The 24,695-nt window shown below is 71.1% G+C and carries 20 protein-coding genes and 1 riboswitch; of the genes, 16 read left to right on the top strand and 4 right to left on the bottom strand.

Annotated features, from left to right (window positions below; all coding sequences use genetic code 11):
* The 4 genes from GE115_RS13110 to gcvP all read left to right on the top strand — a co-directional run.
* A partial coding sequence (locus GE115_RS13110; RefSeq protein ID WP_153685219.1) for a multicopper oxidase family protein occupies positions 1 to 1,872 on the top strand: 1,872 nt, incomplete at its 5' end.
* Positions 1,873 to 1,916: 44 nt separating this feature from the next.
* Positions 1,917 to 2,035: riboswitch (glycine riboswitch) on the top strand.
* Between the two features lie 155 nt (positions 2,036 to 2,190).
* Positions 2,191 to 3,354, top strand: a complete 1,164-nt coding sequence (gene gcvT / locus GE115_RS13105) for a glycine cleavage system aminomethyltransferase GcvT (RefSeq protein ID WP_312855152.1) — start codon at positions 2,191 to 2,193, stop codon at positions 3,352 to 3,354.
* A 67-nt stretch (positions 3,355 to 3,421) separates the two neighbouring features.
* Positions 3,422 to 3,793 (top strand): glycine cleavage system protein GcvH, encoded by a 372-nt coding sequence (gene gcvH / locus GE115_RS13100; RefSeq protein ID WP_153685218.1) that lies wholly within the window; start codon positions 3,422 to 3,424, stop codon positions 3,791 to 3,793.
* Between the two features lie 15 nt (positions 3,794 to 3,808).
* Entirely contained in the window at positions 3,809 to 6,694 is a 2,886-nt protein-coding gene (gcvP, locus tag GE115_RS13095) for an aminomethyl-transferring glycine dehydrogenase (protein ID WP_153685217.1), read from the top strand.
* A 33-nt stretch (positions 6,695 to 6,727) separates the two neighbouring features.
* Here gcvP and GE115_RS13090 read toward each other — a convergent pair whose 3' ends face one another.
* The gene (locus GE115_RS13090; RefSeq protein ID WP_153685216.1) at positions 6,728 to 7,012 is read right to left on the bottom strand and encodes a hypothetical protein; all 285 of its coding nucleotides are present in this window, start codon (positions 7,010 to 7,012) and stop codon (positions 6,728 to 6,730) included.
* Between the two features lie 66 nt (positions 7,013 to 7,078).
* Here GE115_RS13090 and GE115_RS13085 point away from each other — a divergent pair, with 66 nt between their 5' ends.
* Positions 7,079 to 7,561, top strand: a complete 483-nt coding sequence (locus GE115_RS13085; RefSeq protein ID WP_153685215.1) for a hypothetical protein — start codon at positions 7,079 to 7,081, stop codon at positions 7,559 to 7,561.
* On the opposite strand, the gene GE115_RS13080 is transcribed toward GE115_RS13085, so the two are convergent.
* Positions 7,500 to 8,264 (bottom strand): CPBP family intramembrane glutamic endopeptidase, encoded by a 765-nt coding sequence (locus GE115_RS13080; protein WP_246190770.1) that lies wholly within the window; start codon positions 8,262 to 8,264, stop codon positions 7,500 to 7,502. The two genes, GE115_RS13085 and GE115_RS13080, sit on opposite strands and share 62 nt — an antisense overlap.
* Before the next feature lie 206 nt (positions 8,265 to 8,470).
* Between GE115_RS13080 and GE115_RS13075 the strand changes: the two genes are divergently transcribed.
* The 6 genes from GE115_RS13075 (at position 8,471) to GE115_RS13050 (ending at position 17,063) form a co-directional block, all read left to right on the top strand.
* Entirely contained in the window at positions 8,471 to 10,090 is a 1,620-nt protein-coding gene (locus GE115_RS13075) for a peptide ABC transporter substrate-binding protein (RefSeq protein ID WP_153685213.1), read from the top strand.
* 203 nt (positions 10,091 to 10,293) lie between these two features.
* Positions 10,294 to 11,223, top strand: a complete 930-nt coding sequence (locus GE115_RS13070; protein ID WP_153685212.1) for an ABC transporter permease — start codon at positions 10,294 to 10,296, stop codon at positions 11,221 to 11,223.
* On the top strand, positions 11,213 to 12,166 hold the full coding sequence (locus GE115_RS13065) for an ABC transporter permease (RefSeq protein WP_153685211.1): 954 nt from the start codon (positions 11,213 to 11,215) through the stop codon (positions 12,164 to 12,166). The genes GE115_RS13070 and GE115_RS13065 overlap by 11 nt, the downstream gene beginning before the upstream one ends.
* Positions 12,163 to 13,935 carry a dipeptide ABC transporter ATP-binding protein gene (locus GE115_RS13060; RefSeq protein WP_153685210.1) on the top strand — a complete coding sequence of 591 codons (1,773 nt, stop codon included), beginning with the start codon at positions 12,163 to 12,165 and terminating at the stop codon, positions 13,933 to 13,935. The genes GE115_RS13065 and GE115_RS13060 overlap by 4 nt, the downstream gene beginning before the upstream one ends.
* A 211-nt stretch (positions 13,936 to 14,146) precedes the next feature.
* Positions 14,147 to 16,051 carry a translational GTPase TypA gene (gene typA, locus GE115_RS13055; RefSeq protein WP_153685209.1) on the top strand — a complete coding sequence of 635 codons (1,905 nt, stop codon included), beginning with the start codon at positions 14,147 to 14,149 and terminating at the stop codon, positions 16,049 to 16,051.
* 274 nt (positions 16,052 to 16,325) lie between these two features.
* A complete protein-coding gene (locus tag GE115_RS13050) occupies positions 16,326 to 17,063 on the top strand; it encodes a M23 family metallopeptidase (RefSeq protein ID WP_246190769.1) in 738 nt (245 codons plus the stop codon).
* Positions 17,064 to 17,083: 20 nt separating this feature from the next.
* Here GE115_RS13050 and GE115_RS13045 read toward each other — a convergent pair whose 3' ends face one another.
* Complete coding sequence (locus GE115_RS13045; protein ID WP_153685207.1) at positions 17,084 to 17,917, bottom strand: enoyl-CoA hydratase/isomerase family protein; 834 nt, start codon at positions 17,915 to 17,917, stop codon at positions 17,084 to 17,086.
* Between the two features lie 92 nt (positions 17,918 to 18,009).
* On the opposite strand from GE115_RS13045, the gene GE115_RS13040 reads away from it, so the two are divergent.
* The 5 genes from GE115_RS13040 (at position 18,010) to GE115_RS13020 (ending at position 21,897) form a co-directional block, all read left to right on the top strand.
* A complete protein-coding gene (locus tag GE115_RS13040) occupies positions 18,010 to 18,462 on the top strand; it encodes a hypothetical protein (RefSeq protein ID WP_153685206.1) in 453 nt (150 codons plus the stop codon).
* Positions 18,459 to 18,890, top strand: a complete 432-nt coding sequence (locus GE115_RS13035) for a hypothetical protein (protein WP_153685205.1) — start codon at positions 18,459 to 18,461, stop codon at positions 18,888 to 18,890. Before GE115_RS13040 ends, GE115_RS13035 begins: the two co-directional genes overlap by 4 nt.
* 43 nt (positions 18,891 to 18,933) lie before the next feature.
* Positions 18,934 to 19,254, top strand: coding sequence for a ferredoxin (gene fdxA / locus GE115_RS13030; protein WP_312855151.1), 321 nt, complete (start codon positions 18,934 to 18,936; stop codon positions 19,252 to 19,254).
* A gap of 57 nt (positions 19,255 to 19,311) precedes the next feature.
* A complete protein-coding gene (dapC, locus tag GE115_RS13025) occupies positions 19,312 to 20,430 on the top strand; it encodes a succinyldiaminopimelate transaminase (protein WP_153685203.1) in 1,119 nt (372 codons plus the stop codon).
* Between the two features lie 156 nt (positions 20,431 to 20,586).
* Complete coding sequence (locus GE115_RS13020; protein WP_376765717.1) at positions 20,587 to 21,897, top strand: citrate synthase; 1,311 nt, start codon at positions 20,587 to 20,589, stop codon at positions 21,895 to 21,897.
* Positions 21,898 to 22,009: 112 nt separating this feature from the next.
* Here GE115_RS13020 and GE115_RS13015 read toward each other — a convergent pair whose 3' ends face one another.
* The gene (locus GE115_RS13015; RefSeq protein ID WP_312855150.1) at positions 22,010 to 24,688 is read right to left on the bottom strand and encodes a penicillin acylase family protein; all 2,679 of its coding nucleotides are present in this window, start codon (positions 24,686 to 24,688) and stop codon (positions 22,010 to 22,012) included.
* Positions 24,689 to 24,695: the final 7 nt, after the last annotated feature.

The raw sequence follows: 24,695 nt of genomic DNA, 5'->3' as shown, positions 1-24,695 counted from the left end.
GCCGCCCGGCCCGGCCGCCACGAGCGGCTGACGGTGGTCGCGCTCGCCGGCGGCGCCACCCTCGCCGTGGCCGGTGCCGCGCTGGCCACCGCGTCGCTGGCCGCGCGCGGCTGGTGGTTCGTCGGCGAGCGCGTCGTCGTCGGCCTGCCGTTCCAGGTGCTCGGGCTCGCCGCGGGCTGGCTCGGGCTGGCCTGGTGGCTGCGGGGCATCCGACCGCCGCTCGCGCGCACCCTGCTGCTCGGCGGGGGATACGCGTTCGCGGCGGCCGCGGTCGCGACCTGGCTGGTCGGCTATCCGCCCCAGCCCGTCGCGACCGGCGTGCTCCTCGTCGCGGTCCTGCTCGGCACGGGCCTCACGTGGGCGCTGCTCGCGCGTCGCGGCCGCCGCACGGTCGCCGGCTTCGCGGGCCTGCTGGCTCTGCTCGTGTTCGCCGGCACCGGGTGGTCGTGGCTCTCCGACACGGCCGAGCCGCGCATCGCCGCGACCGGCACTGCGCACGCCCACGGAGCGGCCGGCGCGGCCGGAGTGGCCGGAGCGGCCGCCGCATCCGCAGGCGACGGCGCGGCCGGTACGACCGTCTCCGTCGCCGACCTCCGCACCCCCGCCGACGCGCCGGGCGCGCTCCGGCGGTTCGAACTCACGGCGGCTCGCCACGACGTGCGGCTCGCGTCGGGCGACACGGTCGAGGCGTGGGGCTTCGGCGGCGAGACGCTCGCCGGCCCCGAGCTGCGCGTCGTCGAGGGCGAGGTCGTCGAGGTCGAGCTCGCGAACCGGGACATCGAGCAGGGCGTGACGCTGCACTGGCACGGCTACGACGTGCCGAACGGCGAGGACGGCGTCGCCGGCGTGACGCAGGACGCGGTCGCACCGGGGGAGCGCTTCACCTCGCGCTTCGTGGCCGACACGCCGGGCACCTACTGGTACCACACCCACCAGGCGGCGTCGGAGGGCGTGCGTCGCGGGCTCTACGGCGTGCTCGTCGTCGAGCCGGCCGCGGGCGTCGCCGAAGCGCTCGACCTGTCGCTGCCCGTGCACCGCATCGGGGGAGAGGTCGTGATCGGCGCGACCGACGGGCCGCAGCGGTTCGAGGCGGCGGCCGGAGAGACCGTGCGGCTGCGGGTCGTGAACACCGAGCAGACGCCGATCCGCGCGACCGTGGTCGGAGCGCCGTTCCGGGTCGCCGCCGTCGACGGCCGTGACCTGGCGGGCGGTGCCGACGTCGAGCGGCGGTCGGTGCGCCTCGGAGCGGGTGCACGCGCCGACCTCGTCCTCACCATGCCCGAGACCGGCGTGCGCTTCGAGACCGACCTCTCCGAGGCATCCGTCGTCGAGATCGCGCCGCCCGGCGCCGAAGCGTCGGGACTGGAGCGTCAGGTGGGCGACGTGCGCGAGCTCGACCTCCTCGCCTACGGCGACGGCCCGACGCCCGAGCTCGGCGCGTTCGACGCCGAGGCCGAGGTCGTGCTCGACCGGATGCCCCGGTTCGTCGGCGGGGCGCCGACGTACGCCTACACGGTGAATGGGCAGGTGTTCCCGCACATCGAGCCGATCGAGGTCCGCGAGGGCGACGTGGTCAAGCTGACGTTCGCCAACCGCGGCTTCGACGTGCACCCGATGCACGTGCACGGCCACCACGTGCTCGTGCTCTCGCGCGACGGCGTACCCGCGACGGGCGCGCCGCTCTGGCTCGACACCGTCGACGTGCGACCCGGCGAGGTGTGGGAGGTCGCGCTCGTCGCCGACAACCCGGGCATCTGGATGGACCACTGCCACGACCTGTCGCACGCGGCGGCCGGCATGATGACGACCCTCGCGTACGAGGGCGTGACGACGCCGTTCGAGCACGATGCCCACGGCAACCGGCCCGAATGACGGACGTCGGCTAGGATCGACCACACAACCGCATACCGGGCCATCGACGCGTCGCGGGAGAGCCGGCGGTGCAGACGACAGCACGAGCTGACGTCCGCACCGGCCGGCACCGAAGGAGCAAGCCTCCCCGCCAATCTCTCAGGTCACACACCGCGATGACGAGGCCGCTCTGAAAAGTGGATCGAGCATGCTCTGCCTCGTCCCGCCCACGGTGAAAGCGCTCGAGTGCGACAGCTCGGCGTGAAACTCTCAGGCTCATGACAGAGGGGGAGTTCTCGAGCGGCATCCGCCGCGGATCCGCGCGACCCAGGAGAACTCGTGACTGCACCCGGCCCCACTGCATCGACCCTCAGCCCGCTCGACGGCGTCCATCGCGCCGCGGGGGCGTCCTTCACCGACTTCGCGGGCTGGCAGATGCCGGTGCGCTACTCGTCGGATCTCGCCGAGCACCAGGCAGTGCGCGAGCATGCCGGGCTCTTCGACCTCTCGCACATGGGCGAGATCTTCGTGGCGGGCCACGACGCGGCCGCCGCGCTCGACCACGCGCTGGCCGGCAAGCTCTCGGCCATCGCCGAGGGCCAGGCGAAGTACTCGCTGCTGCTCGACGAGCAAGGCGGCATCATCGACGACCTCGTCGTGTACCGCACGGGCGAGGACCGCTACATGGTCGTCGCGAATGCCGCGAACCGCGAGGTCGTCGCCGCCGAGCTGCGGGTCCGCGCCGCCGGCTTCGACGCGTTCGTCGCCGACGAGAGCGACGACATCGCGCTCATCGCGCTGCAGGGGCCCGACGCGCGCGACGTGCTGCTCGAGACCCCGGGCTTCGGCGTCGACGGCCCCGGCAACGACGGCGAGGACTTCGACGCGCAGCTGACCGCGCTCAGGTACTACCGCGCGTTCCCGGCGACCTTCGAAGGGCAGCCGGTGCTCGTCGCGCGCACCGGCTACACCGGCGAGGACGGCTTCGAGCTCTACCTCGCGCCCGAACGCGCGACCGCGCTGTGGGAGGCGATCCGCGAGACCGGCGGCCCGCGCGTGACGCCCTGCGGGCTCGCGAGCCGCGACACGCTGCGCCTCGAGGCGGGCATGCCGCTCTACGGGCACGAGCTCGGCCGCGACACCTTGCCCGTGCAGGCCGGCCTCGGCCGGGTCGTCGCGCTCGCCAAGGAGGGCGACTTCATCGGGCGCGCCGCGATCGAGCGGGGCCCGGCCGCGGATGCCCCGGTGCTGGTGGGCCTCACGACCGAGGGCCGGCGCGCCCCGCGCGCCGGGTACGAGATCTTCGACGGCGACGGGGCGGATGCCACGCGCATCGGCGTCGTGACCAGCGGCGCGCTCTCGCCGACGCTCGGCCACCCCATCGCGATGGCGTACGTCTCGCCCGACCACGCCGAGCCCGGCACCGCGCTGCACGTCGACGTCCGGGGCACGCGGATCGAGGCATCCGTCGTCGCCCTGCCCTTCTACCGCCGCCCGTCCTGAGCGGCGCCGCCATCCAGTCGCGCGCCGACGGCGCGCCGAACACGAAATCGCAAGCGAGGAGCACCCCATGACCGACGTCACCGCCCTGCACTACACCGAAGAGCACGAGTGGATCCGCCTCGACGGCGACACCGCCGTGATCGGCATCACCGACTACGCCGCCGAGAAGCTCGGCGACGTGGTCTACGTCGACCTGCCGAACGCCGGCACCGCCGTGACGGCCGGCGCCGTCGTCGGCGAGATCGAGTCCACGAAGTCGGTGGGCGAGCTCTTCGCCCCCGTCGACGGCGAGGTCGTCGAGGCCAACCAGGCCGTCGTCGACAGCCCAGAGCTCGTCAACGCCGACCCGTTCGGCGACGGCTGGCTGATCAAGGTGCGCACCGGCGACCTGCCGAAGCTGCTGACCCACGACGAGTACCGCGCCCTCGTCGGCGAGTAAGGACCGAACCACCCGATGAGCTCCTCCACCTACGGCCTCGACGCCTTCGGGCGCCGCCACATCGGCACCACGACCGCCGACCAGCAGCGCATGCTCGGCGACCTCGGCTACGACGACCTCGACGCGCTCATGGCCGCGGCCGTGCCGACCTCGATCCGCATGGGAGAGGTGCTCGCGTCCGCGATGCCCGAGGCCGCCACCGAGCGCGAGGCGCTCGCCGAACTCCGCGCGCTCGCCGAGTCGAACACCGTGCGAACCTCGATGATCGGGCTCGGCTACTCGGGCACGATCACGCCCGCCGTGATCCAGCGCAACGTCCTCGAGAATCCGAGCTGGTACACGGCGTACACGCCCTACCAGCCCGAGATCAGCCAGGGGCGGCTCGAGGCGCTCATCAACTTCCAGACGATGGTCGAGGACCTGACGGGACTCGACATCGCGAACGCGTCGATGCTCGACGAGGGCACCGCCGTCGTCGAGGGGATGCTCCTCGCCCGGCGCGCCTCGAAGTCGGCGTCGAACCGGTTCGTGGTCGACGCCGACGCCCTGCCGCAGACCCTCGCGCTGCTCGAGTCGCGTGCCGAGGCCGTCGGCATCGAGCTCGTCGTCGCGCCGCTCGACGCGCACACCGACGTGGCCGCGCTCGGCGAGCACTTCGGCATCTTCGCGCAGTACCCCGGCGCGTCCGGGCGGGTCTGGGATCCGGCATCCGTCATCGCCGCGTCGAAGGCCCAGGGAGCGCTCGCGGTCGTCGCGGCCGACCTGCTCGCGCTCGCGCTCATCACGAGCCCCGGCGAGCTCGGCGCCGACGTCGCCGTCGGCACGACGCAGCGGTTCGGCGTGCCGATGGGCTTCGGCGGGCCGCACGCCGGCTACATGGCGGTGCGCAAGGGCCTCGAGCGGCAGCTGCCGGGTCGCCTGGTCGGCGTCTCGGTGGATGCCTCGGGCGCGCCCGCCTACCGGCTCAGCCTGCAGGCGCGCGAGCAGCACATCCGCCGCGAGAAGGCGACCTCCAACATCTGCACCGCCCAGGTGCTGCTGGCCGTCATGGCCTCGATGTACGCGGTCTACCACGGGCCACGGGGCATCCGCCACATCGCGACGCAGGTCGCCGGCCGGGCGAACCTGCTCGCCGGTTGGCTCACCGACCTCGGCCAGAGCGTCGTGCACGACGCGTACTTCGACACGCTGCGCGTGGTCGTGCCGGGCCTCGCGGCCAACGTCGTCGCCCGCGCGCGCGACCTGGGCATCCACCTCTGGCAGGCCGACGACGCGACCGTGCAGGTCGCGGTCGACGAGACGACGACGGTCGAGCAGCTGCACGCCGTCGTCCGCGCCTTCGGCGGACCCGACGAACGCGACGTCGATGTGCCGACGGCGCTGCCGAACGCGCTGCCCGAGGCGATGCGGCGCACCTCCTCGTACCTGCAGCACCCCGTCTTCAACACGCACCAGTCCGAGACGCAGATGATGCGGTACCTGAAGACCCTCGCCGACCGCGACTACGCGCTCGACCGGGGCATGATCCCGCTGGGCTCGTGCACCATGAAGCTGAACGCGGCGACCGAGATGCAGGCCGTCACCTGGCCCGCGTTCGCCGACCAGCACCCGTTCGCGCCCGAGGCCGACGTCGTCGGCTCGCTCGCCCTCGTCGAGCAGCTCGAGAGCTGGCTCGCCGAGGTCACCGGCTACGACACGGTGTCGTTGCAGCCGAACGCGGGCAGCCAGGGCGAGCTCGCGGGCCTGCTCGCGATCCGCGGCTACCACCTCGCCAACGGCGAGGCCGAGCGCGACGTGTGCCTCATCCCCTCGAGCGCGCACGGCACGAACGCCGCGTCGGCCGTGCTCGCGGGCATGCGCGTCGTCGTGGTCGCGTGCGACGAGCTCGGCAACGTCGACCTCGACGACCTGCGGGCCAAGATCTCCCAGCACGAGGCATCCATCGCCGCGCTCATGATCACCTACCCGTCGACGCACGGCGTCTACGAGCACGACGTCGCCGACATCACGCAGGCCGTGCACGACGCCGGCGGACAGGTCTACGTCGACGGCGCGAACCTGAACGCCCTGCTCGGCTTCGCGCGCTTCGGCGACTTCGGCGGCGACGTCTCTCACCTGAACCTGCACAAGACGTTCTGCATCCCGCACGGCGGCGGCGGCCCCGGCGTCGGGCCGGTCGCGGCGAAGGCGCACCTCGCGCCCTACCTGCCCGGGCACCCGATGGCGCAGCGCGAGGACCACGCGCACGGCTTCGTGCACGGCGGCGGCCCCGTCTCGGCGGCGCCGTACGGCAGCGCGTCGATCCTGCCGATCTCGTGGGCGTACGTGCGCATGATGGGCGCGGAGGGCCTGCGCGACGCGACGGCCGCGGCCGTGCTGGCGGCGAACTACGTGGCAGCGCGGCTGCGCGAGCACTACCCGGTGCTCTACACGGGCGAGCACGGGCTCGTGGCGCACGAGTGCATCCTCGACCTCCGGCCGCTGACCGCCTCGACCGGCGTGACCGTCGACGACGTGGCCAAGCGCCTCGTCGACTACGGCTTCCACGCGCCGACCATGTCGTTCCCGGTCGCGGGCACGCTCATGGTCGAGCCGACCGAGTCGGAGGACCTGGCCGAGCTCGACCGGTTCGTCGAGGCGATGGTGCAGATCAAGGCCGAGGCCGACGCGGTGGGCCGGGGCGAGTGGCCCGCCGACGACAACCCGCTGCGGAACGCCCCGCACACCGCCGAATCGGTCATCTCGGGGGAGTGGACGCATCCCTACACGCGCGAGCAGGCGGTCTACCCCGTGCGCTCGCTCGTGCGCACCAAGTACTGGGCGCCGGTGCGCCGCATCGACCAGGCGTTCGGCGACCGCAACCTCGTCTGCGCCTGCCCGCCGGTGGAGGCGTTCGCGTAGCGGAGGGCGCCGCGCTGCGTCGCGCCGCCGCCTTCAGGCGCTCTTCGGGCGCGGCCGTGCCAGGTGGCGTCCGCGCTCGGTGAGCGCGCGTGCGGTCGGTCGAGCGGATGCCGCGGCATCCGCCGCCCGCCGTGCGCGCGCGACGGCGCGCTGCTCGGCCTCGGCGACCTCGCCCTCGGTCGCCCGGTGCAGGCGAGCGGTGGCGCGGCCGGCGAGGTGCGCGGCGGCGATGGCGTGGGCGAGGTGCATGGGGTGCTCCCGTTCAGTGGGTGTCCCGAGCCTCGTCGCGTGCGTCGCGGGCCGGATCGTGGCGGGCACGGATCGACGCTCCGGGAGTACACTGAGGGATCCTCGGATCGTTCACTCGTTGATCGGGAGGCGCACATGATCGGCGTCGATCTCCTCGCCGTCCTCGCGACGGTCGCCTTCGTCGGCCTGTTCGTCGGCTCCGCGCTGCTGGCCTCCGACGGGCTCGCGCTCGACCGGCGTGCGGCCCTGCTCGAGCGCCGCGACCCCGGCAGGGCCGAGGCGATGCGCCGCGCGCAGTCCATCACGGACCTGCGCGGCGTCGGCTTCGGCGACGAGGGCTTCTCGGCCGTGTGCACGCCGACGCGGCGCTCCGCGCTCGACATGGCGCGCGTGCGGGCCTCGGGTTCCGACCTCCGCCTCGAGCCGCCCGAGGAGGCGCTGCCGCCGATGCCGACGACCGTGGTCGCGCTCGCGCACGGCTCGCACGTGGCGCCGCGTCAGCCGGCGCCGGCCACGCCTCCACGGGTCACGCCGCCGAGGGTCACGCCTCCCCGGGTCACGCCTCCGGTGCGGCGAACAGACCCGGCCACCACGCGAGCGCGAGCGGATAGCCGATGAACGACACCATGTCGAGCACCCAGTGCGCGACCACGAGCGGCATGGTGCGACCCCACCGCGTGTAGCACCAGCCGAACACGATGCCCATCGCGACGTTGCCCGCGAACGGGCCGAACCCCTGGTACAGGTGGTAGGTGCCGCGCAGCAGTGCGCTCGAGACGATCGTCGCCCACGGTCCGACGCCGAGTTCGCGGAGCCGGGTGAAGAGGTATCCGACGACGATGACCTCCTCGACGAGCGCGGCCTTCAGCGCCGCGAGCACGAGGATCGGGATGGTCCACCAGGACGCGTCGAGCGGCGCGGGCACCACCGCGACGGTCACGCCGAGGGCGCGACCGGCGGCGTAGAGGGCCAGGCCGGGCACGCCGATCGCGGCGACGAGCAGCAGGCCGGATGCCACGTCGCGGGCGGGCCGGGTGAGGTCCAGCCCGATGCGCCGGAAGGGATCGGCGCCCGGCCGCCAGAGCAGGTAGAGCGCGAGCGCGACCACGGCCAGCCCGAACACGACATCGAGGAACTGGTAGGTGAAGTCCAGCCATTCGCGCGTGGACCGCGACTGGTTGATGGCCGCCGACTGGTCGCCGAGCGGTCGGTCGTCGGTGAGCCGTCCGACGATCGAGACCACCGAGTACACCGCCGACGCCCCGAGCGACAGCGCCAGGACGATGCCCACCTCGATCCGCGAGCGAACGGCGCTTTCCATGCAGGAATCCTCGCATGCCGCCATCGCGCGCAAGAATCCTGCGCATGGCAGCGGAATCCGCCCCCCGAACGGGTTTCAGGTTTCGCGTCGATAACGGTTTGCCGATGGGTTTGGAATGCGCCCTCCCGATTCGTACTCTCAGAGGTACCCGCGCACCTCATGGCCAGAAGCCGTGTCGTCGTCGCGCACATCTCACAGGAGGAACATTGAAGATCAAGAGAAGCGGCGTCGCCGCCATTGCTCTTGCTGCCGCCGGCGCGCTGGTGCTCGCGGGCTGCACGAGCGGCGGTGCCGAGCCGACTGAGGCTGCCGCATCGTCGGCCGTCATCACGGTCAACAACACGGAGCCGCAGAACCCGCTGGTCCCCACCAACACCAACGAGGTCGGCGGCGGTCTGGTCCTGCAGAACATCTTCGCGGGCCTCGTGTATTACCAGGCCGACGGCGCCATGGAGTACGACGTCGCGGAAGACATCACGACTGAAGACGCGCAGACCTACACGATCAAGATTCGCGAGGGCCTGACCTTCACGAACGGCGACCCGGTCGACGCCGAGTCGTTCGTCAAGGCGTGGAACTACGGTGCCGCCCTCGACAACAACCAGCTCTCGAGCTACTTCTTCGAGTCGATCGAGGGCTTCAGCTACGACGAGAACGTCCCGGAGCTCTCGGGCCTCGAGGTCGTCGACGACCTGACCTTCACGGTCAAGCTGAAGCAGCCCGAGTCCGACTTCCCGCTGCGCCTCGGCTACACGGCCTACTTCCCGGTCCCCGCTTCGGCGTGGGAGGACATCGAGGCCTTCGGTGAGAACCCGATCGGCAACGGCCCGTACATGCTCGACGGCGAGGGCGCGTGGAAGCACGACGAGCGCATCGACCTCGTCAAGAACGACGAGTACGACGGTCCCCGTGAGGCGCAGAACGGCGGCGTGGACATGATCCTCTACGCCAGCACCGACGCGGCCTACGCCGACCTGCAGGGCGGCAACCTGGACATCATCCAGGAGATCCCCGACAGCGCGCTCCAGACCTTCGAGTCGGAGTTCGAGGGCCGCACGGTCAACCAGCCCGCCGCCGCCAACGCGACCATCGTGATCCCCGAGCGCCTCGCGCACTTCGCGGGTGAAGAGGGCAAGCTGCGCCGCGCCGCGATCTCGCACGCGATCGACCGCGAAGAGGTCACCGAGGTCATCTTCAACGGCACCCGCACGCCGGCGCACGACTTCACCTCGCCGGTGATCGACGGCTACTCCGAGGAGATCCCGGGCTCCGAGGTCCTCGAGTTCGACGCCGACCTTGCGAAGCAGCTGTGGGCCGAGGCCGACGCCATCGCCCCGTGGACCGGCAGCTTCCAGATCCAGTACAACGCCGACGGCCCCAACCAGGGCTGGGTCGACGCGATCGCCAACCAGCTGAAGAACAACCTCGGCATCGACGCCTCCGGCGCCCCGATCCCGACGTTCAACGAGCACCGCGACCTCATCACGTCGCGTGCCACGCAGACCGCGTTCCGCGCCGGCTGGCAGTTCGACTACCCGTCGATGTTCAACGGGCTCGGGCCGGTCTACGGCACGGGCGCGGGCTCGAACGACGGCGACTACTCGAACCCCGAGTTCGACGCGCTGCTCGACGAGGGCGCTTCGGCGACCGAGGTCGAGGCCGGCATCGAGAAGTTCCAGCAGGCGCAGGAGATCCTCTTCGAGGACCTCCCCGCCATCCCGCTCTGGTACACCAACGGCATGGGCGCCTGGAACGAGACCGTCGACAACGTCGAGTTCGGCTGGGACACCTGGCCGATCCTGCACCAGGTCACCAAGAGCGAGTAACACTCGTTCCGAGAACGAGCAATTCTCGTTCCGGGGCGACTCGGGTTAGACTCTGAGCCGCCCGTGGGGCGGCAGCCGATCGGCTGCCGCCCCACTCCCACGTATCCCCGGTGCTGGGCCGATCGGCGTAGCATCGTGTGGACGAACTCGCAATGGTGAGGTTTCTTCAAATGTCAACATCCACGAAGGGCAGGGCCTGATCCATGGCCGGCTACATCGTGCGCCGACTGCTGCAGGCGATCCCTGTGCTGCTCGGCACCACCTTCCTGATCTACTTCATGGTCTTCGCGATGCCGGGCGACCCGATCGTCGGGCTCTTCGGCGACAAGACCCCGCCGCCGCAGGTACTCGAACGCATCCGGGCCCAGTACAACCTCGACCAGCCGTTCATCGTGCAGTACTTCATCTTCCTCGGCGGCATCTTCACGGGGAATCTCGGCACGTCGTTCTCCGGCCAGCCGGTCTCCGAGATCCTCGCGGCGACCTTCCCCGTCACCCTGCGCCTGGCCGTGCTCGCCGTCTTCTTCGAGATGGTCGCGGGCATCACCGTGGGGCTCGTCGCGGGCCTGCGCAAGGGCGGCATCTTCGACGCCTCAGCGCTCGTGGTCAGCCTCATCCTGATCTCGCTGCCGATCTTCGTCATCGCGTTCGTCGCGCAGTTCGTCTTCGGCATCCAACTCGGGTGGTTCCGTACGACCGTGGGCACCGGCGCCCCGATCCAGGACCTGATACTCCCGGCGTTGGTGCTCGCCACGATCAGCTTCGCGCAGATCAGCCGGCTCACGCGCGCGTCGGTCATCGACACCGACGGCCAGGACTTCGTTCGCACCGCCGCGAGCAAGGGCCTGTCGCGGAGCCGCATCGTGCCCGTGCACATCCTGCGCAACTCGCTCATCCCCGTCGTCACCTACCTCGCCGTCGACTTCGGCGTGCTGATGGTCGGCGCAACGGTCACCGAGGGCATCTTCAACGTGCCCGGCGTCGGCCGCACCCTCTACCAGGCGATCATCCGAGGTGAGGGACCGACCGTCGTCTCCTTCGTGACCGTCATGGTGCTGATCTACCTCATCATCAACCTCCTGGTGGATCTGCTCTACGCCGTTCTCGACCCGAGGATCCGCTATGCCAAGTAACACCAGACCCGACCAGCAGCACTACGTCGCGCCGCTCGAAGAGACGCCGCTCGTCGCGATCGACAAGGTCAAGGCCGAGGGCAAGCCCTCGAACCTGTGGAGGGACGCCTGGAACGACGTGCGTCGTCGCCCGATGTTCTGGATCTCCGCGGCCCTCATCCTGCTCGTCGTGATCGTCGCGCTGTTCCCCGGCTGGTTCACCCAGACCCCGCCGAACAACGACTGCCAGCTCTCGAACTCGAACGGCGGCCCGGTCGACGGACACCCGCTCGGGTTCACCAAACAGGGCTGCGACATCTACTCGCGCATCATCCACGGCACCTCGACGTCGCTCTCGGTGGGCCTCATCGTGACCTTCCTCGTCGCGGTCCTCGGCGTCGTCTTCGGCGCGTTCGCGGGCTTCTACGGCGGATGGATCGACTCGGTGCTCTCGCGCATCGGCGACATCTTCTTCTCGATCCCCTACATCCTGGCGGCCGTCGTCGTCATGTCGGTGCTCTCGGCGTACCGCAACGTGTGGGTGATCTCGCTCGCGATCGGATTGTTCGCGTGGCCCGCGACCGCCCGTGTGCTGAGAGCCGAGATCCTCAGGGTCAAGAACGCCGACTTCGTGATGTCGGCCACGGCGGTCGGCGTCTCGCGGTTCCGCATCCTGCTGCGCCACGTGCTGCCCAACTCGCTGGCTCCGGTCATCGTGATCACGACCATTTCGCTCGCCTCGGCGATCGTCGCGGAGGCGACCCTGTCGTTCCTCGGCGTCGGCCTGCCGTCGTCGACGATGTCGTGGGGCAATGACATCTCGGCGGCGCAGTTCGACCTGCGCACCGCCCCGCAGACTCTGATCCTGCCGTCGATCGCGCTCTCCGTCACGGTGCTCGCGTTCATCATGATGGGCGAGGTCGTCCGCGACGCCCTCGACCCGAAGGCGAGGGCGCGTCGATGAGCGTCGAGCTGAACGGAACCGATGTGGACACCACCACCAGCACGGGCGAGGCCGAGCGGCCGCTCCTGCAGATCAAGGACCTGAAGGTCGCCTTCCGCACCCAGACGGGTGACGTGACCGCCGTCGACGGCGTCGACATCACCCTGTACCGCGGGCAGAGCCTCGCGATCGTGGGCGAGTCCGGTTCGGGCAAGTCGACGACCGCGCACGCGATCATCAACCTGCTGCCCGGGTCGGGCCGCATCACCGGCGGGCAGATCCTGCTCGACGGTGAAGACCTCGCCAAGGCGTCGAAGAAGGACATGGAGTCGATCCGCGGTCGCAAGATCGGCTTCGTCCCCCAGGACCCGATGTCCAACCTCAACCCGGTCTGGTCGATCGGGTTCCAGGTCGAGGAGGCCATCCGGGCCAACGGCATCGCGTCGGGCCGGAAAGAGGTCAAGCAGCGTGCGATCGAGGTGCTGAAGCAGGCCGGCCTCCAAGACGCCGACCGTCGCCTCAAGCAGTTCCCGCACCAGTTCTCGGGCGGTATGCGCCAGCGCGTGCTCATCGGCATGGGCCTCGCGGCCGACCCGCAGCTGCTCATCGCCGACGAGCCGACCTCGGCGCTCGACGTCACGGTGCAGCGGGTCATCCTCGACCACCTCGAGTCGCTGACGCGCGAGCTCGGCACGACGCTGCTGTTCATCACGCACGACCTCGGCCTCGCGGCCGAGCGCGCGGAGCAGCTCGTCGTCATGTACAAGGGCAAGGTCGTCGAGTCCGGACCGTCGCGCGAGATCCTGCAGAACCCGCAGCACCCCTACACGCAGCGACTCGTGGCCGCTGCGCCGAGCCTCGCCTCGCGGCGCATCCAGGCGACCGGCAGCATCCACGCCGCCGAGCAGGCGATCGCCGCCGACGCGGCGACCGCGGCAGGAGACGAACTCGACCTCATCGCGACGGCCGAGGCCCGTGCTGCAGCGCTCGAGGCCGCGGCATCCGCTCCGCCCGCGATCGTCGTGGAGAACCTGACCAAGGTCTTCAAGATCCGCGGATCGGGCGACTTCAAGGCGGTCGACGACGTGTCCTTCCAGATCGCGAAGGGCACGACGACCGCGCTCGTCGGCGAGTCGGGCTCCGGCAAGTCGACCGTGGCCAAGATGCTGCTGAAGCTCGAAGACTCGACGAGCGGCCGGATCCTCGTCGGCGGACAGGACCTGGCGTCGCTCACGGGCCCCGAGCTGTTCAAGCTCCGCAGCCGCATGCAGCCGGTCTTCCAGGACCCGTACGGTTCGCTGAACCCGCTGCGCAACATCGGCAACACCATCGGCGAGCCGCTGTTCACGCACAAGGTCGGTGACCGCCGATCGCGGCGCGAGCGCGTGTACGAGCTGCTCGACCAGGTCGCGCTGCCGCGCACCCTGATCGGCCGCTACCCGAACGAGCTGTCGGGCGGCCAGCGCCAGCGCATCGCGATCGCGCGCGCCCTGGCCCTGAAGCCCGAGATCGTCGTGCTCGACGAGGCCGTGTCGGCGCTCGACGTGCTCGTGCAGGCGCAGATCCTGCGCCTGCTCGCCGACCTGCAGTCCGAGCTGGGGCTCACGTACCTCTTCATCACGCACGACCTCGCGGTCGTGCGCGTCATCGCCGACAACGTCTGCGTGATGCAGAAGGGGCGCATCGTCGAGGCTGCGACGACCGACGAGGTCTTCGACAACCCCAAGGAGCAGTACACGCAGGACCTGCTCGCGGCGATCCCCGGCGCGAACATCGAGCTCGGCGCGTAAGCCGCTCGAACGCACCCGAACGCCCGCTCCGGCTCACGCCGGGCGGGCGTTCGGCGTTCGCACGGCGACGGGGCGCTAGGCTGGAAGGGCGCGCGCCGTCGTCATCGGCTCCAGCGCGCTCCCACAGACTCCCATCCAGCGCATCCGCGCGGCACCGGCGAGCCGCATCCCGGCCCGCCGACCACGGATGCCCCACCGCGAGGACACCACCATGGCCAAGGCCACCCGCAACGACCTGCGCAACGTCGCGATCGTCGCCCACGTCGACCACGGCAAGACGACCCTCGTCGACGCCATGCTCAAGCAGACGAACTCGTTCGACGCGCACGCCCACATCGAGGAGCGCGCGATGGACTCGAACGAGCTCGAGCGCGAGAAGGGCATCACGATCCTCGCCAAGAACACGGCGATCACGTACAACGGCGTGCACGCCGGCGGCGACCCCATCACGATCAACGTCATCGACACCCCTGGCCACGCCGACTTCGGCGGCGAGGTCGAGCGCGGCCTGTCGATGGTCGACGGCGTGGTGCTGCTCGTCGACGCGAGCGAGGGCCCGCTGCCGCAGACGCGCTTCGTGCTGCGCAAGGCGCTCGAGGCCCGCATGCCCGTCATCCTCCTCGTGAACAAGACCGACCGGCCCGACGCGCGCATCGACGAGGTCGTGGCCGAGAGCCAGGACCTCCTGCTCGGCCTCGCCTCCGACCTCGCCGACGACGTGCCCGACCTCGACCTCGACGCGATCCTCGACGTGCCCGTCGTGTACGCCTCGGGCCGCAACGGCGCCGCGAGCCACACCAAGCCCGAGAACGGCGAGCTGCCCGACAACGACGACCTCGAGCCGCTGTTCGAGGCGATCCTGCAGCACATCCCCGCACCGACGTACGACGACGAGCACCCCCTGCAGGCACACGTCACGAACCTCGACGCCTCGCCCTTCCTCGGCCGCCTCGCGCTGCTGCGCGTCTTCCACGGCACGATCAAGAAGGGCCAGACCGTCGCGTGGGTCAAGCACGACGGCTCGGTCCAGAACGTGCGCGTCACCGAGCTCTTCCTGACGAAGGCCCTCGACCGCTACCCGGCCGAGAGCGCGGGCCCCGGCGACATCGCCGTGGTCGCGGGCTTCGAGGACATCATGATCGGCGACACGCTCGCCGACGCCGACGACGTGCGGCCCCTGCCGGTCATCGCCGTCGACGAGCCCGCCATCTCGATGACGATCGGCACGAACACGTCGCCGCTCGTCGGCAAGGTGAAGGGCCACAAGCTCACCGCCCGCATGGTGAAGGACCGCCTCGACCGCGAGCTGGTCGGCAACGTCTCGCTGAAGGTGGTCGACATCGGCCGGCCCGACGCGTGGGAGGTGCAGGGCCGCGGCGAACTCGCACTCGCGATCCTCGTCGAGCAGATGCGCCGCGAGGGCTACGAGCTCACCGTCGGCAAGCCGCAGGTGGTCACCAAGCAGGTCGACGGCAAGACGCACGAGCCGTACGAGCACCTCACGATCGACGCACCCGAGGAGTACCTCGGCGCGATCACGCAACTGCTCGCCGCCCGCAAGGGCCGCATGGACAACATGTCGAACCACGGCACCGGCTGGGTGCGCATGGAGTTCATCGTCCCCTCGCGCGGCCTCATCGGCTTCCGCACCGAGTTCATGACGACCACGCGTGGCACCGGCATCGCCAACGCCATCTCGCATGGCTACGACGCCTGGGCGGGCGCGATCACCACGCGCAACAACGGCTCGATCGTGGCCGACCGCGCCGGCGTCGTGACGCCGTTCGCGATCATCGCGCTGCAGGAGCGCATGACCTTCTTCGTGAACCCCACCGAGGAGGTCTACGAGGGCATGGTCATCGGCGAGAACTCGCGTGCCGACGACATGGACGTGAACATCACCAAGGAGAAGAAGCTCACCAACATGCGCTCCTCCACGGCCGACACGTTCGAGTCGATGACGCCCTCGCGCCAGCTCTCGCTGGAGGAGTGCCTCGAGTTCGCGCGTGAAGACGAGTGCGTCGAGGTCACGCCGACCGCCGTGCGCATCCGCAAGGTCGAGCTCGACGCGACGGCGCGCGCACGCACGACCTCGCGGCTGAAGAAGCAGGGCTGACGCTCCATCACCGCAGCGGATGCCTCGCGCTGATCGGCGCGGGGCATCCGTCGTTCAGAGGGCGATCGAACCGGCTGCCGCGCGCCGAAGCATCCGCATGCATGGAATCCCCATGTCGTGAGGAGGTTCTTCCCAGCCTCGGTGCGTACCGTTGCCGAGTCCGTTACCGCTTCGTGATCAACCGCGTTCCCCCGGTCGCGTCGCGGACGCCCCCGACCCCCGACGCCTTCCCCATATGAGCTCCAGCCTGCACGGCCGCCGCAAGGCGGCCGCGATGCCCCGCCCCGCCCGTATCCGCCGGCTCCAGCCGCGCGACGCCTACGCCGCCCTCGCGATGACCTTCGCGGGCGGCATGCTGTTCGTCACGAGCGTGCCCGCCCTCGCCGTCACCGCGACGGCGCAGGAGCCGGTCGCGGACATCTACGCCCCGGCCCCTGTCGAAGACGTGATCCTCGCGGCCCAGCACCTCGACATCCCCGAGGAAGCCCTCGCGGCGACGATGCCCACGGACGCGTACTCGGTCGAGGTGGCTCCGCCGCCGATCCAGTCGAGCGTCGCCGGTCTCGGCGAGGTATCGCTGCTGAAGTCGGATCTCGTGGTCTGGCCGGTGGTCGACCCGTCGCGCACCAGCTCGGGCTTCGGCCCGCGCTCGGCGCCCTGCGCGGGCTGCTCGACCTACCACGACGGCGTCGACTTCACCCCGGGCAACGGCAGCCCGGTGCTCTCGATCGCCGACGGCGTGGTCGTGCTCGCGACCGAGAACGGCGGCGGACTCGGCGTCAACGTCGAGATCCAGCACAACATCGACGGCGAGCTCGTCACGAGTTCGTACGCGCACATGCAGTTCGGGTCGCTCGCCGTGAGCGTCGGCCAGTCGGTCACCGCGGGCCAGCAGATCGGCCTCGTCGGCACCACCGGGCAGTCGACCGGGCCGCACCTGCACCTCGAGATGTTCCGGGCCGACGGCGTGCGCTTCGACGGCATGGCCTGGCTGCACGCCCGCCTCGGATAACCGAAGCGGGGCGGCGCCCGTCAGTCGCCCGTGAAGCGCGGTTCGCGCTTCTCGAGGAACGCGGCGACGCCCTCGACGTGATCGGCCGTGCGGAACGCGTCGCGGAATCCCTCGATCTCGAGCTCGACGGCCGTCGCCGTCGGCGTACCGGATGCCGCGACGAGCACTCGCTTGGCGAGGCCCACGGCCGCGGGGGAGTTGGTCGCGATGAGCTCGAGCGTCTCGCGCGCGCCCGCGAGCAGCGCCTCGCGGTCGGCGAAGCGCCGAGTCACGATCCCGGCCGCGGCCGCCTCCTCGGCACCGAGCTGGCGACCGGTGTAGATGAGCTCCTTCGCGAGCGCCGGGCCGACGACCCTCGGCAGACGGACGGTGCCACCGAAGCCGGGGATGAGGCCGAGTCGCACCTCGGGCTGGCCGAAGCGCGAGGCATCCGTCGCGTAGATGACGTCGCACGCGAGCGCGAGTTCGAGCCCGCCGCCGAGCGCGAACCCGTCGACGCAGGCGATCACGGGCACGGGCAGTGCCTCGATCGCGGCCGCGACGCGGTGGCCGAGGCGCGCCGACTCGGCGCCGCCATCGGCGGAGAGGCCGACCATGCCGCGGATGTCGGCGCCGGCGACGAACGCCCGGCCGCCGGCCCCGACGAGGATGACGCCCGTCACACCGTCGGTGCGGCCGGCTTCGCCCGCGAGCTCCGCGAACGCGGCTTCGAGGCTGCCGAGCACCTCGGGCGAGAGGGCGTTGAGGCTCTTCGGGCGGTCGATCACGACCGTGGCGATGCCGCCGTCGCGCTCGACGCGCACGGCCGGCTGCTCCACGGGGGCCTGTTCGGGGGCGGGGGGCTGCTCGGTCATCGTCCGTCCTCTCCATGTCGCGGTCGCACCTGCGCGACCCCGCCTCACGCTACGCCATGGCCGCCTGCGGGCGCGCTCGGTAGACTCGGCCCATGCCGACTGTGCGTTCCCGCGGCCGAGCCGTGTCCGCCCTCGTGGTCGCGGGCTTCAGCGCGACCCTCCTGACGGGGTGCTTCTTCAACCCGTTCGAGGCTGCCGAGCAGGGCGTCGAGGAGGCCATCGAGGGTGCCACCGGCGGTGAGGTGAACCTCGGCGGCGAACTGCCAGAGGGGTTCCCGGCCGAGGTGCCCTTGATCGAGGGGTCGATCACGTTCTCGGGCGGCGCGGGCGGCGCCGAGGGCTGGATCGTGACGATCGATCCGTCCACGGATGCCGCCGATGCCGCAGCCGAGGCCGCCGCCGCGCTCGAAGCGGCCGGGTTCGCGAAGGAGACAGCGTTCGAGGGCGCCGACCTCGGCGCGCAGATCTTCTCGAACGGCACCTATCTGGTGCTCGTGGCGGGCGATGCCGACGCCCTCTCGTACACCGTGACGCCGGCGCCGTGAGCGGGTACGGGTCAGCCGATGCCGGCCGCAACCGCGTCGTCGTGGCGCTGCTGACGTTCCTCGCCGGCGCGCTCTACGGATCGGTCGGCACGATCGGCCACCGGCACAGCCTGCGCCTCGGCGAGGTCGTGATCCCGTGGGGGCTCGTCGCCGCGCTCATCGGCGTGGCGGCCCTGCTCGTCGGCATCCGCCTGCTCCTGCCCGGCCGGTGGGCCGCCGGCGCCGCCGCGATCGGCGTCATCGCCTCGGTCGCGCTGCTCTCGCTGCCGGGCATCGGAGGCTCGGTGCTCATCCCCGCGACCATCGAGGGCACGATCTGGACGATCGCGCCCGCCGTCATCGGCGTGCTCGTCGTCGCCTGGCCGTCATTGCCCGACCGGCGTCGCACGACGTCGCACGCGGCTGCCGACGGTTCGGCCGCGGCATAGACTGGGCACGACCCCAAGCGTTCTCGAAGGGACAGCGCCCACCGTGACCTATGTCATCGCCCTCCCGTGTGTCGACGTCAAAGACCGTGCGTGCATCGACGAGTGTCCCGTCGACTGCATCTACGAGGGTGAGCGCTCGCTCTACATCCACCCCGACGAGTGCGTCGACTGCGGGGCCTGCGAGCCCGTCTGCCCGGTCGAGGCGATCTACTACGAAGACGACCTGCCCGACGAGTGGGCCGACTACTACAAGGCGAACGTCGAGTTCTTCGACGAGATCGGCTCGCCCGGCGGCGCCGCGAAGGTCGGCGTGATCGCGCACGACCACCCGATCATCGCCGCCCTTCCGCCGCAGGCGCACTGACGTGGCGCCCTCGGTGGCGGCCCGCGCGGCCGCGGCGACGACCGGGCGGAGCTGACGATGGGGCTGGGGCCGCTGCCCGACTACCCGTGGGACCTGATGGACCCGTACCGGGCGCGCGCCGCCGAGCATCCCGACGGCGTCGTCGACCTCTCGATCGGCTCACCCGTCGACGAGACGCCGCGGATCATCCGCGAGGCGCTGGCGGCCGCGACCGACGCCCACGCCTACCCGCAGACCGTCGGCACGCCCGAACTGCGGCGCGCCATCGTCGCCTGGTACGAGCGGCGTCGCGGCGTGGTCGGCACCGGCCTGAGCGAACGCAACGTGCTGCCGACCATCGGATCCAAGGAACTGGTCGCGCTGCTGCCGCTGATGCTCGGCGTCGGCGAAGGAGACGTGGTCGTGCATCCCCGCGCGGCCTATCCCACCTACGCGATCGGTGCGACCATCGCCGGCGCGGAGGCGTTCGCCTCCGACGACCCGGCCGAGTGGCCGGCCGCGACGAAGCTGGTCTGGCTGAACAGCCCCGGCAACCCCGACGGGCGCGTGCTCGACGTCGACGACCTCCGTGCGGCGCAGTCGCGGGCTCGCGAGCTCGGCGCCGTCATCGTCAGCGACGAGTGCTACGCCGAACTCGGGTGGGAGGCGCCGTGGAACACGGAGCCGGTGCCGAGCATCCTCGATCCACGCGTGAGCGGCGCCGATCGCCGTGACACCCTCGCCGTCTACTCCCTCAGCAAGCAGTCGAACCTCGCTGGGTATCGCGCCGCGTTCATCGCCGGGTGCGGGCTGCTCATCGACCAGCTCACCACCGTGCGCAAGCACGCCGGGCTCATGCTCCCGGCGCCGCTGCAGGCCGCGATGGTGGCCGCGCTCGCCGACGACGCCCATGTCGCCGCGCAGAAGGCCAGGTACCGGGCCCGGCGCGACGTGCTGAAGCCCGCGCTCGAGGCGGCGGGCTTCCGCATCGACCACAGCGAGGCGGGGCTCTACCTCTGGGCGACCGAGGGTCGCGACGCGTGGGAGTCGATCGGCCGGCTCGCCGACCTCGGCATCGTCGCGGGCCCCGGGCATTTCTACGGCGTGCATTTCCCGCAGCACGTGCGGCTCTCGCTCACCGCGACCGACGAGCGCGTGGCATCCGCCGCTCGTCGCCTGACCGACGCGACCGCCTGAATCCGCGCCGGCTGTGCGCACGCTCAACGGAAGCCCGTTCGGCTTGGTGGATGCCACAGTGTGTCCGGGTCGCGTCTAGGCTGTAGTGGGCCGATGGCGCCGACCGGCGCCCGGCAGGAGAAGGTGACCGCGCAAGTGACGATCACAGGAGGCGCCGTGAGCGACGTCGTGAACCCCGCGGAAGGGCAGGACTCCCTCGCCGCGACCCTGAATTTCCCGGGCGGCACCGCCGAGTTCCCCATCCGCACCGCCGCAGACGGCAACTCGAGCCTCGACCTGTCGACGCTCACGCGGCAGACCGGGTTCACGGGCCTCGACTACGGCTTCGTCAACACCGCATCGACGCGGTCGGCGATCACCTACATCGACGGCGAGCAGGGCATCCTCCGCTACCGCGGCTACCCGATCGAGCAGCTGGCCCAGAACTCGACGTACCTCGAGGTCGCGTGGCTGCTCATCTACGGCGAGCTGCCGACCGCCGACCAGCTCGGCGAGTTCGACGAGAAGATCCGTCGCCACACGCTGCTGCACGAAGACCTGAAGCGCTTCTTCTCGGCGCTGCCGCACACGGCGCACCCGATGGCCGTGCTCTCGAGCGCGGTGTCGGCGCTGTCGACCTACTACGAGGACTCGTCCGACCCGCACGACCCCGACGACGTGGAACTCACGACGATCCGGCTGCTCGCGAAGCTCCCCGTCATCGCCGCCTACGCGCACAAGAAGAGCATCGGGCAGGCCTTCCTCTACCCCGACAACTCGCTCTCGTTCGTCGAGAACTTCCTCCGCCTGAACTTCGGCAACCTGGCGGAGCCGTACGAGATCGACCCGACGCTCGCGCGGGCGCTCGACCGGCTGCTGATCCTGCACGAGGACCACGAGCAGAACGCGTCGACCTCGACCGTGCGCCTGGTCGGCTCGACCGGCGCGAACCTGTACGCGTCGATCTCGGCCGGCATCCAGGCGCTCTCGGGCCCGCTGCACGGCGGCGCCAACGAGGCCGTGCTGCAGATGCTCGCCCGCATCCAGGAGTCGGGCGAGGGCGTCGGCAAGTTCGTCGAGCGCGTCAAGCGCAAGGAAGACGGCGTCAAGCTGATGGGCTTCGGCCACCGGGTGTACAAGAACTACGACCCGCGCGCGAAGATCGTCAAGCAGTCGGCCGATGCCGTGCTCGACGGCCTCGGCGTGAACGACCCACTCCTCGACATCGCCAAGGAGCTCGAGCAGTTCGCGCTCGAAGACGACTACTTCCGCGAGCGTCGGCTCTACCCGAACGTGGACTTCTACACCGGCGTCATCTACAAGGCCATGGGCTTCCCGACGCGCATGTTCACCGTGCTGTTCGCCATCGGCCGGCTGCCCGGCTGGATCGCGCACTGGCGCGAGATGAACCTCGACCCGCAGACGAAGATCGGCCGCCCGCAGCAGCTGTACATCGGCGAGGCCGAGCGGCGCTACCCGGGCGCGTAGTCGCTCGAGCGGGCGCGCGGCGCTCGCTCCGGCGTCGAGTAGGCGCGAAGCGCCGTATCGAGACCCGGTGACGTGGTCGCGATAGGCTCCTTCGTCGCTCCTCGACCGGCGGCTACTCGGCCGGCGCTTCGGACGGCGCTTCGGACGGTGCTTCGACCGACGACGACCCGGGGTGCAGCACCAGCACGTCGGCGGCGGCCTCGTCGACGGCGTCGCGCGTGAACGGCCAGCTCAACAGCTTCCCGTCCTGCCAGGTCGGCGCCTGGTCGTCGTAGTGCGGGTGGAACGCGTGTCCAGACGCACCCGTGAGGTTCACCCAGCGCGACCGGTCGAAGTCGGCGAGGTCGACGACCATCCGCATCGACGGCACCCAGTGCACGTCGTAGCCCTCCGTCGCGTCCCAACCGATCGCGTTCGCGATCGACGACCCGCCCCCGAGTTCGTACGGACCGCGGTTGAACAGCCACTCGATCGGCGCGATGCCCGACTCGCCGAAGCTCTGGTTCGTGAGGGTGAGCGTGTGCAGCCGGCCCCACCGCCACCGGTCGGCATCGTCGCCGAGGCGATCGGATGCCTCGCGCCAGGCGGCCTCGAGCGCGGCGGCGATCACGGCGTCGCGGCCCGTCGCCCCGGTATCGGGATCGGTCCACCAGGTCGACTCGGGCTCACCGAGGAGCGTCCCCACGACGCCGAACCACCGGTCGCCGCCCGCGGGATGCGTGCCGTCGGGGAGGTCGCGGAACATGCGATCGAGCAGCGTGCGCCAGAAGACGGCGAAGTAGGCCGCCTGCGGGCTGTCGACGTCGGCCCGCGCGTCCCAGTCGGCGAGCAGCGCCTGGCCCTTCGCGGCATCCCCCTCGAGCGAGAGTTCGCCGATCACGGGCAGGAACGCCGCCGCGTTGGCGTCGGCGGTGTCGAGCTGGATGTCGACCAGGTCGCCCGCGGTCATCGGCTCGCCGGCCGTGACGAACTCCTGGATGCGCCGGTCGATCGCCTGGGCGCGGTAGCCGAGATCCCAGTCGGCGGTGAGGAACGGCCCCGAGGCCGTCACGGCGTTGTTCGCGGTGACGATGTAGCCGCGCGCCGGATTGAACTCGCTCGGCAGCTGTTCGAAGGGCACGAGCCCGTCCCACCCGTTCGCGCTGGTCCAGCCTGGCAGCGGCACGGTGCCGTCGCCGGCCTTGCGGACCGGGATCGCGCCGGGCGCCTGGTAGCCGATGTTGCCGTCGACGTCGGCGTAGACGAGGTTCTGCGCCGGCACCGAGAACCGCGAGGCGGCGACGCGGAACTCGTCCCACGTCTGCGCACGGTCGAGCGTGAAGATCGCCGAGGCGGTGGTACCGGGCGTCAGCGCGGTCCACTGCAGGGACAGCTCGTACGAGCCCTCGCCGATGCCCGTCGCGGCGGGGTAGCCGGCCGCCACCTCGGCGAAGTCCTCGCCGATGCCGGTCACCAGGGGCCCGCGGGCGGTCGAACGGACGGTGATCGTCTGCGGCGACCCGCCGGCGACCTCGATGACCTCCTCGCGGAGCGTGAGCGGCTGCATGGTGCCGTCGAGCTCGTACGTGTCGCCGTCGACCTTCTCGAGGTACAGGTCGGCCACGTCGGGGCCCAGGTTGGTGAAGCCCCACGCGATGCGCTGGTTGTGGCCGATCACGACGCCGGGCAGGCCGGCGAACGTGTATCCGGCGACGTCGAACCCGCAGTCGTCGTCGAGGGTGCCGCAGGCGAGCCCCTGCTGCGCCCAGATCGAGGGCATCGCCGGCCCGAGGTGCGGATCGTTGGCGAGCAGCGGCTTGCCGGTGCCGGTGAGTGAGCCGGACACCACCCACGAGTTCGATCCGATCTCGTTGCCGGCGGGGCCGATGAGCGCGGGCAGGTCGTCGAGCGTCGCGCGGAGCGCGGCGACGGCCCCCGCGTAGCCGGGCAGCACATCGTCGCCGGGCAGCACGTCGTCGCCGGGCAGCTCGTCGTCGCCGGGCAGCTCGTCGTCGCCGGGCAGCACGTCGGGGCCGGATGCTCCTGCCGCCAGCGGCACCGCCGATCCGGCCGAAGCGGGCGCGGCGGCCGGGGCGCCCTCGAGGATCGTCGGCATCCGGCCGAACGCGAAGCCGGGATGCAGGCGCGCGACCTCCTCAGGAGGCAGGGAGCCCGCGAGGATCGCCCGGTCGACCTCGTCCTCGAGGTTCGACCGGAGGTCCCAGGCCATCGCCTTCAACCAGGCGATCGAGTCGATCGCGGTCCACGGCTCGGGCGAGTACCCCGGGTTCTGCAGGGCCAGCACGCCGTACTCCAGCGAGAGGTCGAGTCCGCTGCGCTCGTCAAGGTAGGCGTTCACGCCCTCGGCGTACGCGTCGTAGTAGCCGCGCGTCGCCTCGTCGAGCATCGTGTACTCGACCTCGGCGACGCCGCGCCAGTCGAGCGTGCGGATGAAGACGTCGGTCGCGACCTGCGACTCGCCGAACAGCTCCGCCAGCCGGCCCGCGGTGACATGGCGGCGGAAGTCCATCTCCCAGAACCGGTCCTGCGCGTGCACGTACCCCTGGGCGAAGAAGAGATCGTGGTCGTTCTCGGCGACGATGCTCGGGATCCCGGCGTCGTCGCGCGACACCGTGACGGAGTCGCGCAGCCCCGGCACATCGACCTGGCCGCTCGTCGTCGGGAACGAGCGGGTCACCGACCACCAGCCGAGGCCGGCGGCCGCGACGGCGATCACGAGCACGGTGACGAGCAGTCCGATCAGGACCGAGACCCATCGATTCCGGCCGGTCCGAGGCTGGTCGGTGCCCACGTCACTC

The sequence above is a fragment of the Agromyces agglutinans genome (assembly GCF_009647605.1).
GTDB classification, from domain to species: Bacteria; Actinomycetota; Actinomycetes; order Actinomycetales; family Microbacteriaceae; genus Agromyces; species Agromyces agglutinans.
The sequence above is the reverse complement of the archived record's forward strand: the minus strand, read 5'-3'. Positions and strand labels throughout refer to the sequence as shown.

What these genes read in the sequence shown, in the direction of transcription:
- GE115_RS13065 (WP_153685211.1), top strand. Translation starts at nt 11,213, where the DNA reads ATGCCAAGTAACACCAGACCCGACCAGCAGCACTACGTCGCGCCGCTC.
- gcvP (WP_153685217.1), top strand. Translation starts at nt 3,809, where the DNA reads ATGAGCTCCTCCACCTACGGCCTCGACGCCTTCGGGCGCCGCCACATC.
- GE115_RS13060 (WP_153685210.1), top strand. Translation starts at nt 12,163, where the DNA reads ATGAGCGTCGAGCTGAACGGAACCGATGTGGACACCACCACCAGCACG.
- GE115_RS13070 (WP_153685212.1), top strand. Translation starts at nt 10,294, where the DNA reads ATGGCCGGCTACATCGTGCGCCGACTGCTGCAGGCGATCCCTGTGCTG.
- gcvH (WP_153685218.1), top strand. Translation starts at nt 3,422, where the DNA reads ATGACCGACGTCACCGCCCTGCACTACACCGAAGAGCACGAGTGGATC.
- typA (WP_153685209.1), top strand. Translation starts at nt 14,147, where the DNA reads ATGGCCAAGGCCACCCGCAACGACCTGCGCAACGTCGCGATCGTCGCC.
- dapC (WP_153685203.1), top strand. Translation starts at nt 19,312, where the DNA reads ATGGGGCTGGGGCCGCTGCCCGACTACCCGTGGGACCTGATGGACCCG.
- GE115_RS13085 (WP_153685215.1), top strand. Translation starts at nt 7,079, where the DNA reads ATGATCGGCGTCGATCTCCTCGCCGTCCTCGCGACGGTCGCCTTCGTC.
- GE115_RS13040 (WP_153685206.1), top strand. Translation starts at nt 18,010, where the DNA reads ATGCCGACTGTGCGTTCCCGCGGCCGAGCCGTGTCCGCCCTCGTGGTC.
- GE115_RS13050 (WP_246190769.1), top strand. Translation starts at nt 16,326, where the DNA reads ATGCCCCGCCCCGCCCGTATCCGCCGGCTCCAGCCGCGCGACGCCTAC.
- GE115_RS13080 (WP_246190770.1), bottom strand. Translation starts at nt 8,264, where the DNA reads ATGGAAAGCGCCGTTCGCTCGCGGATCGAGGTGGGCATCGTCCTGGCG.
- GE115_RS13045 (WP_153685207.1), bottom strand. Translation starts at nt 17,917, where the DNA reads ATGACCGAGCAGCCCCCCGCCCCCGAACAGGCCCCCGTGGAGCAGCCG.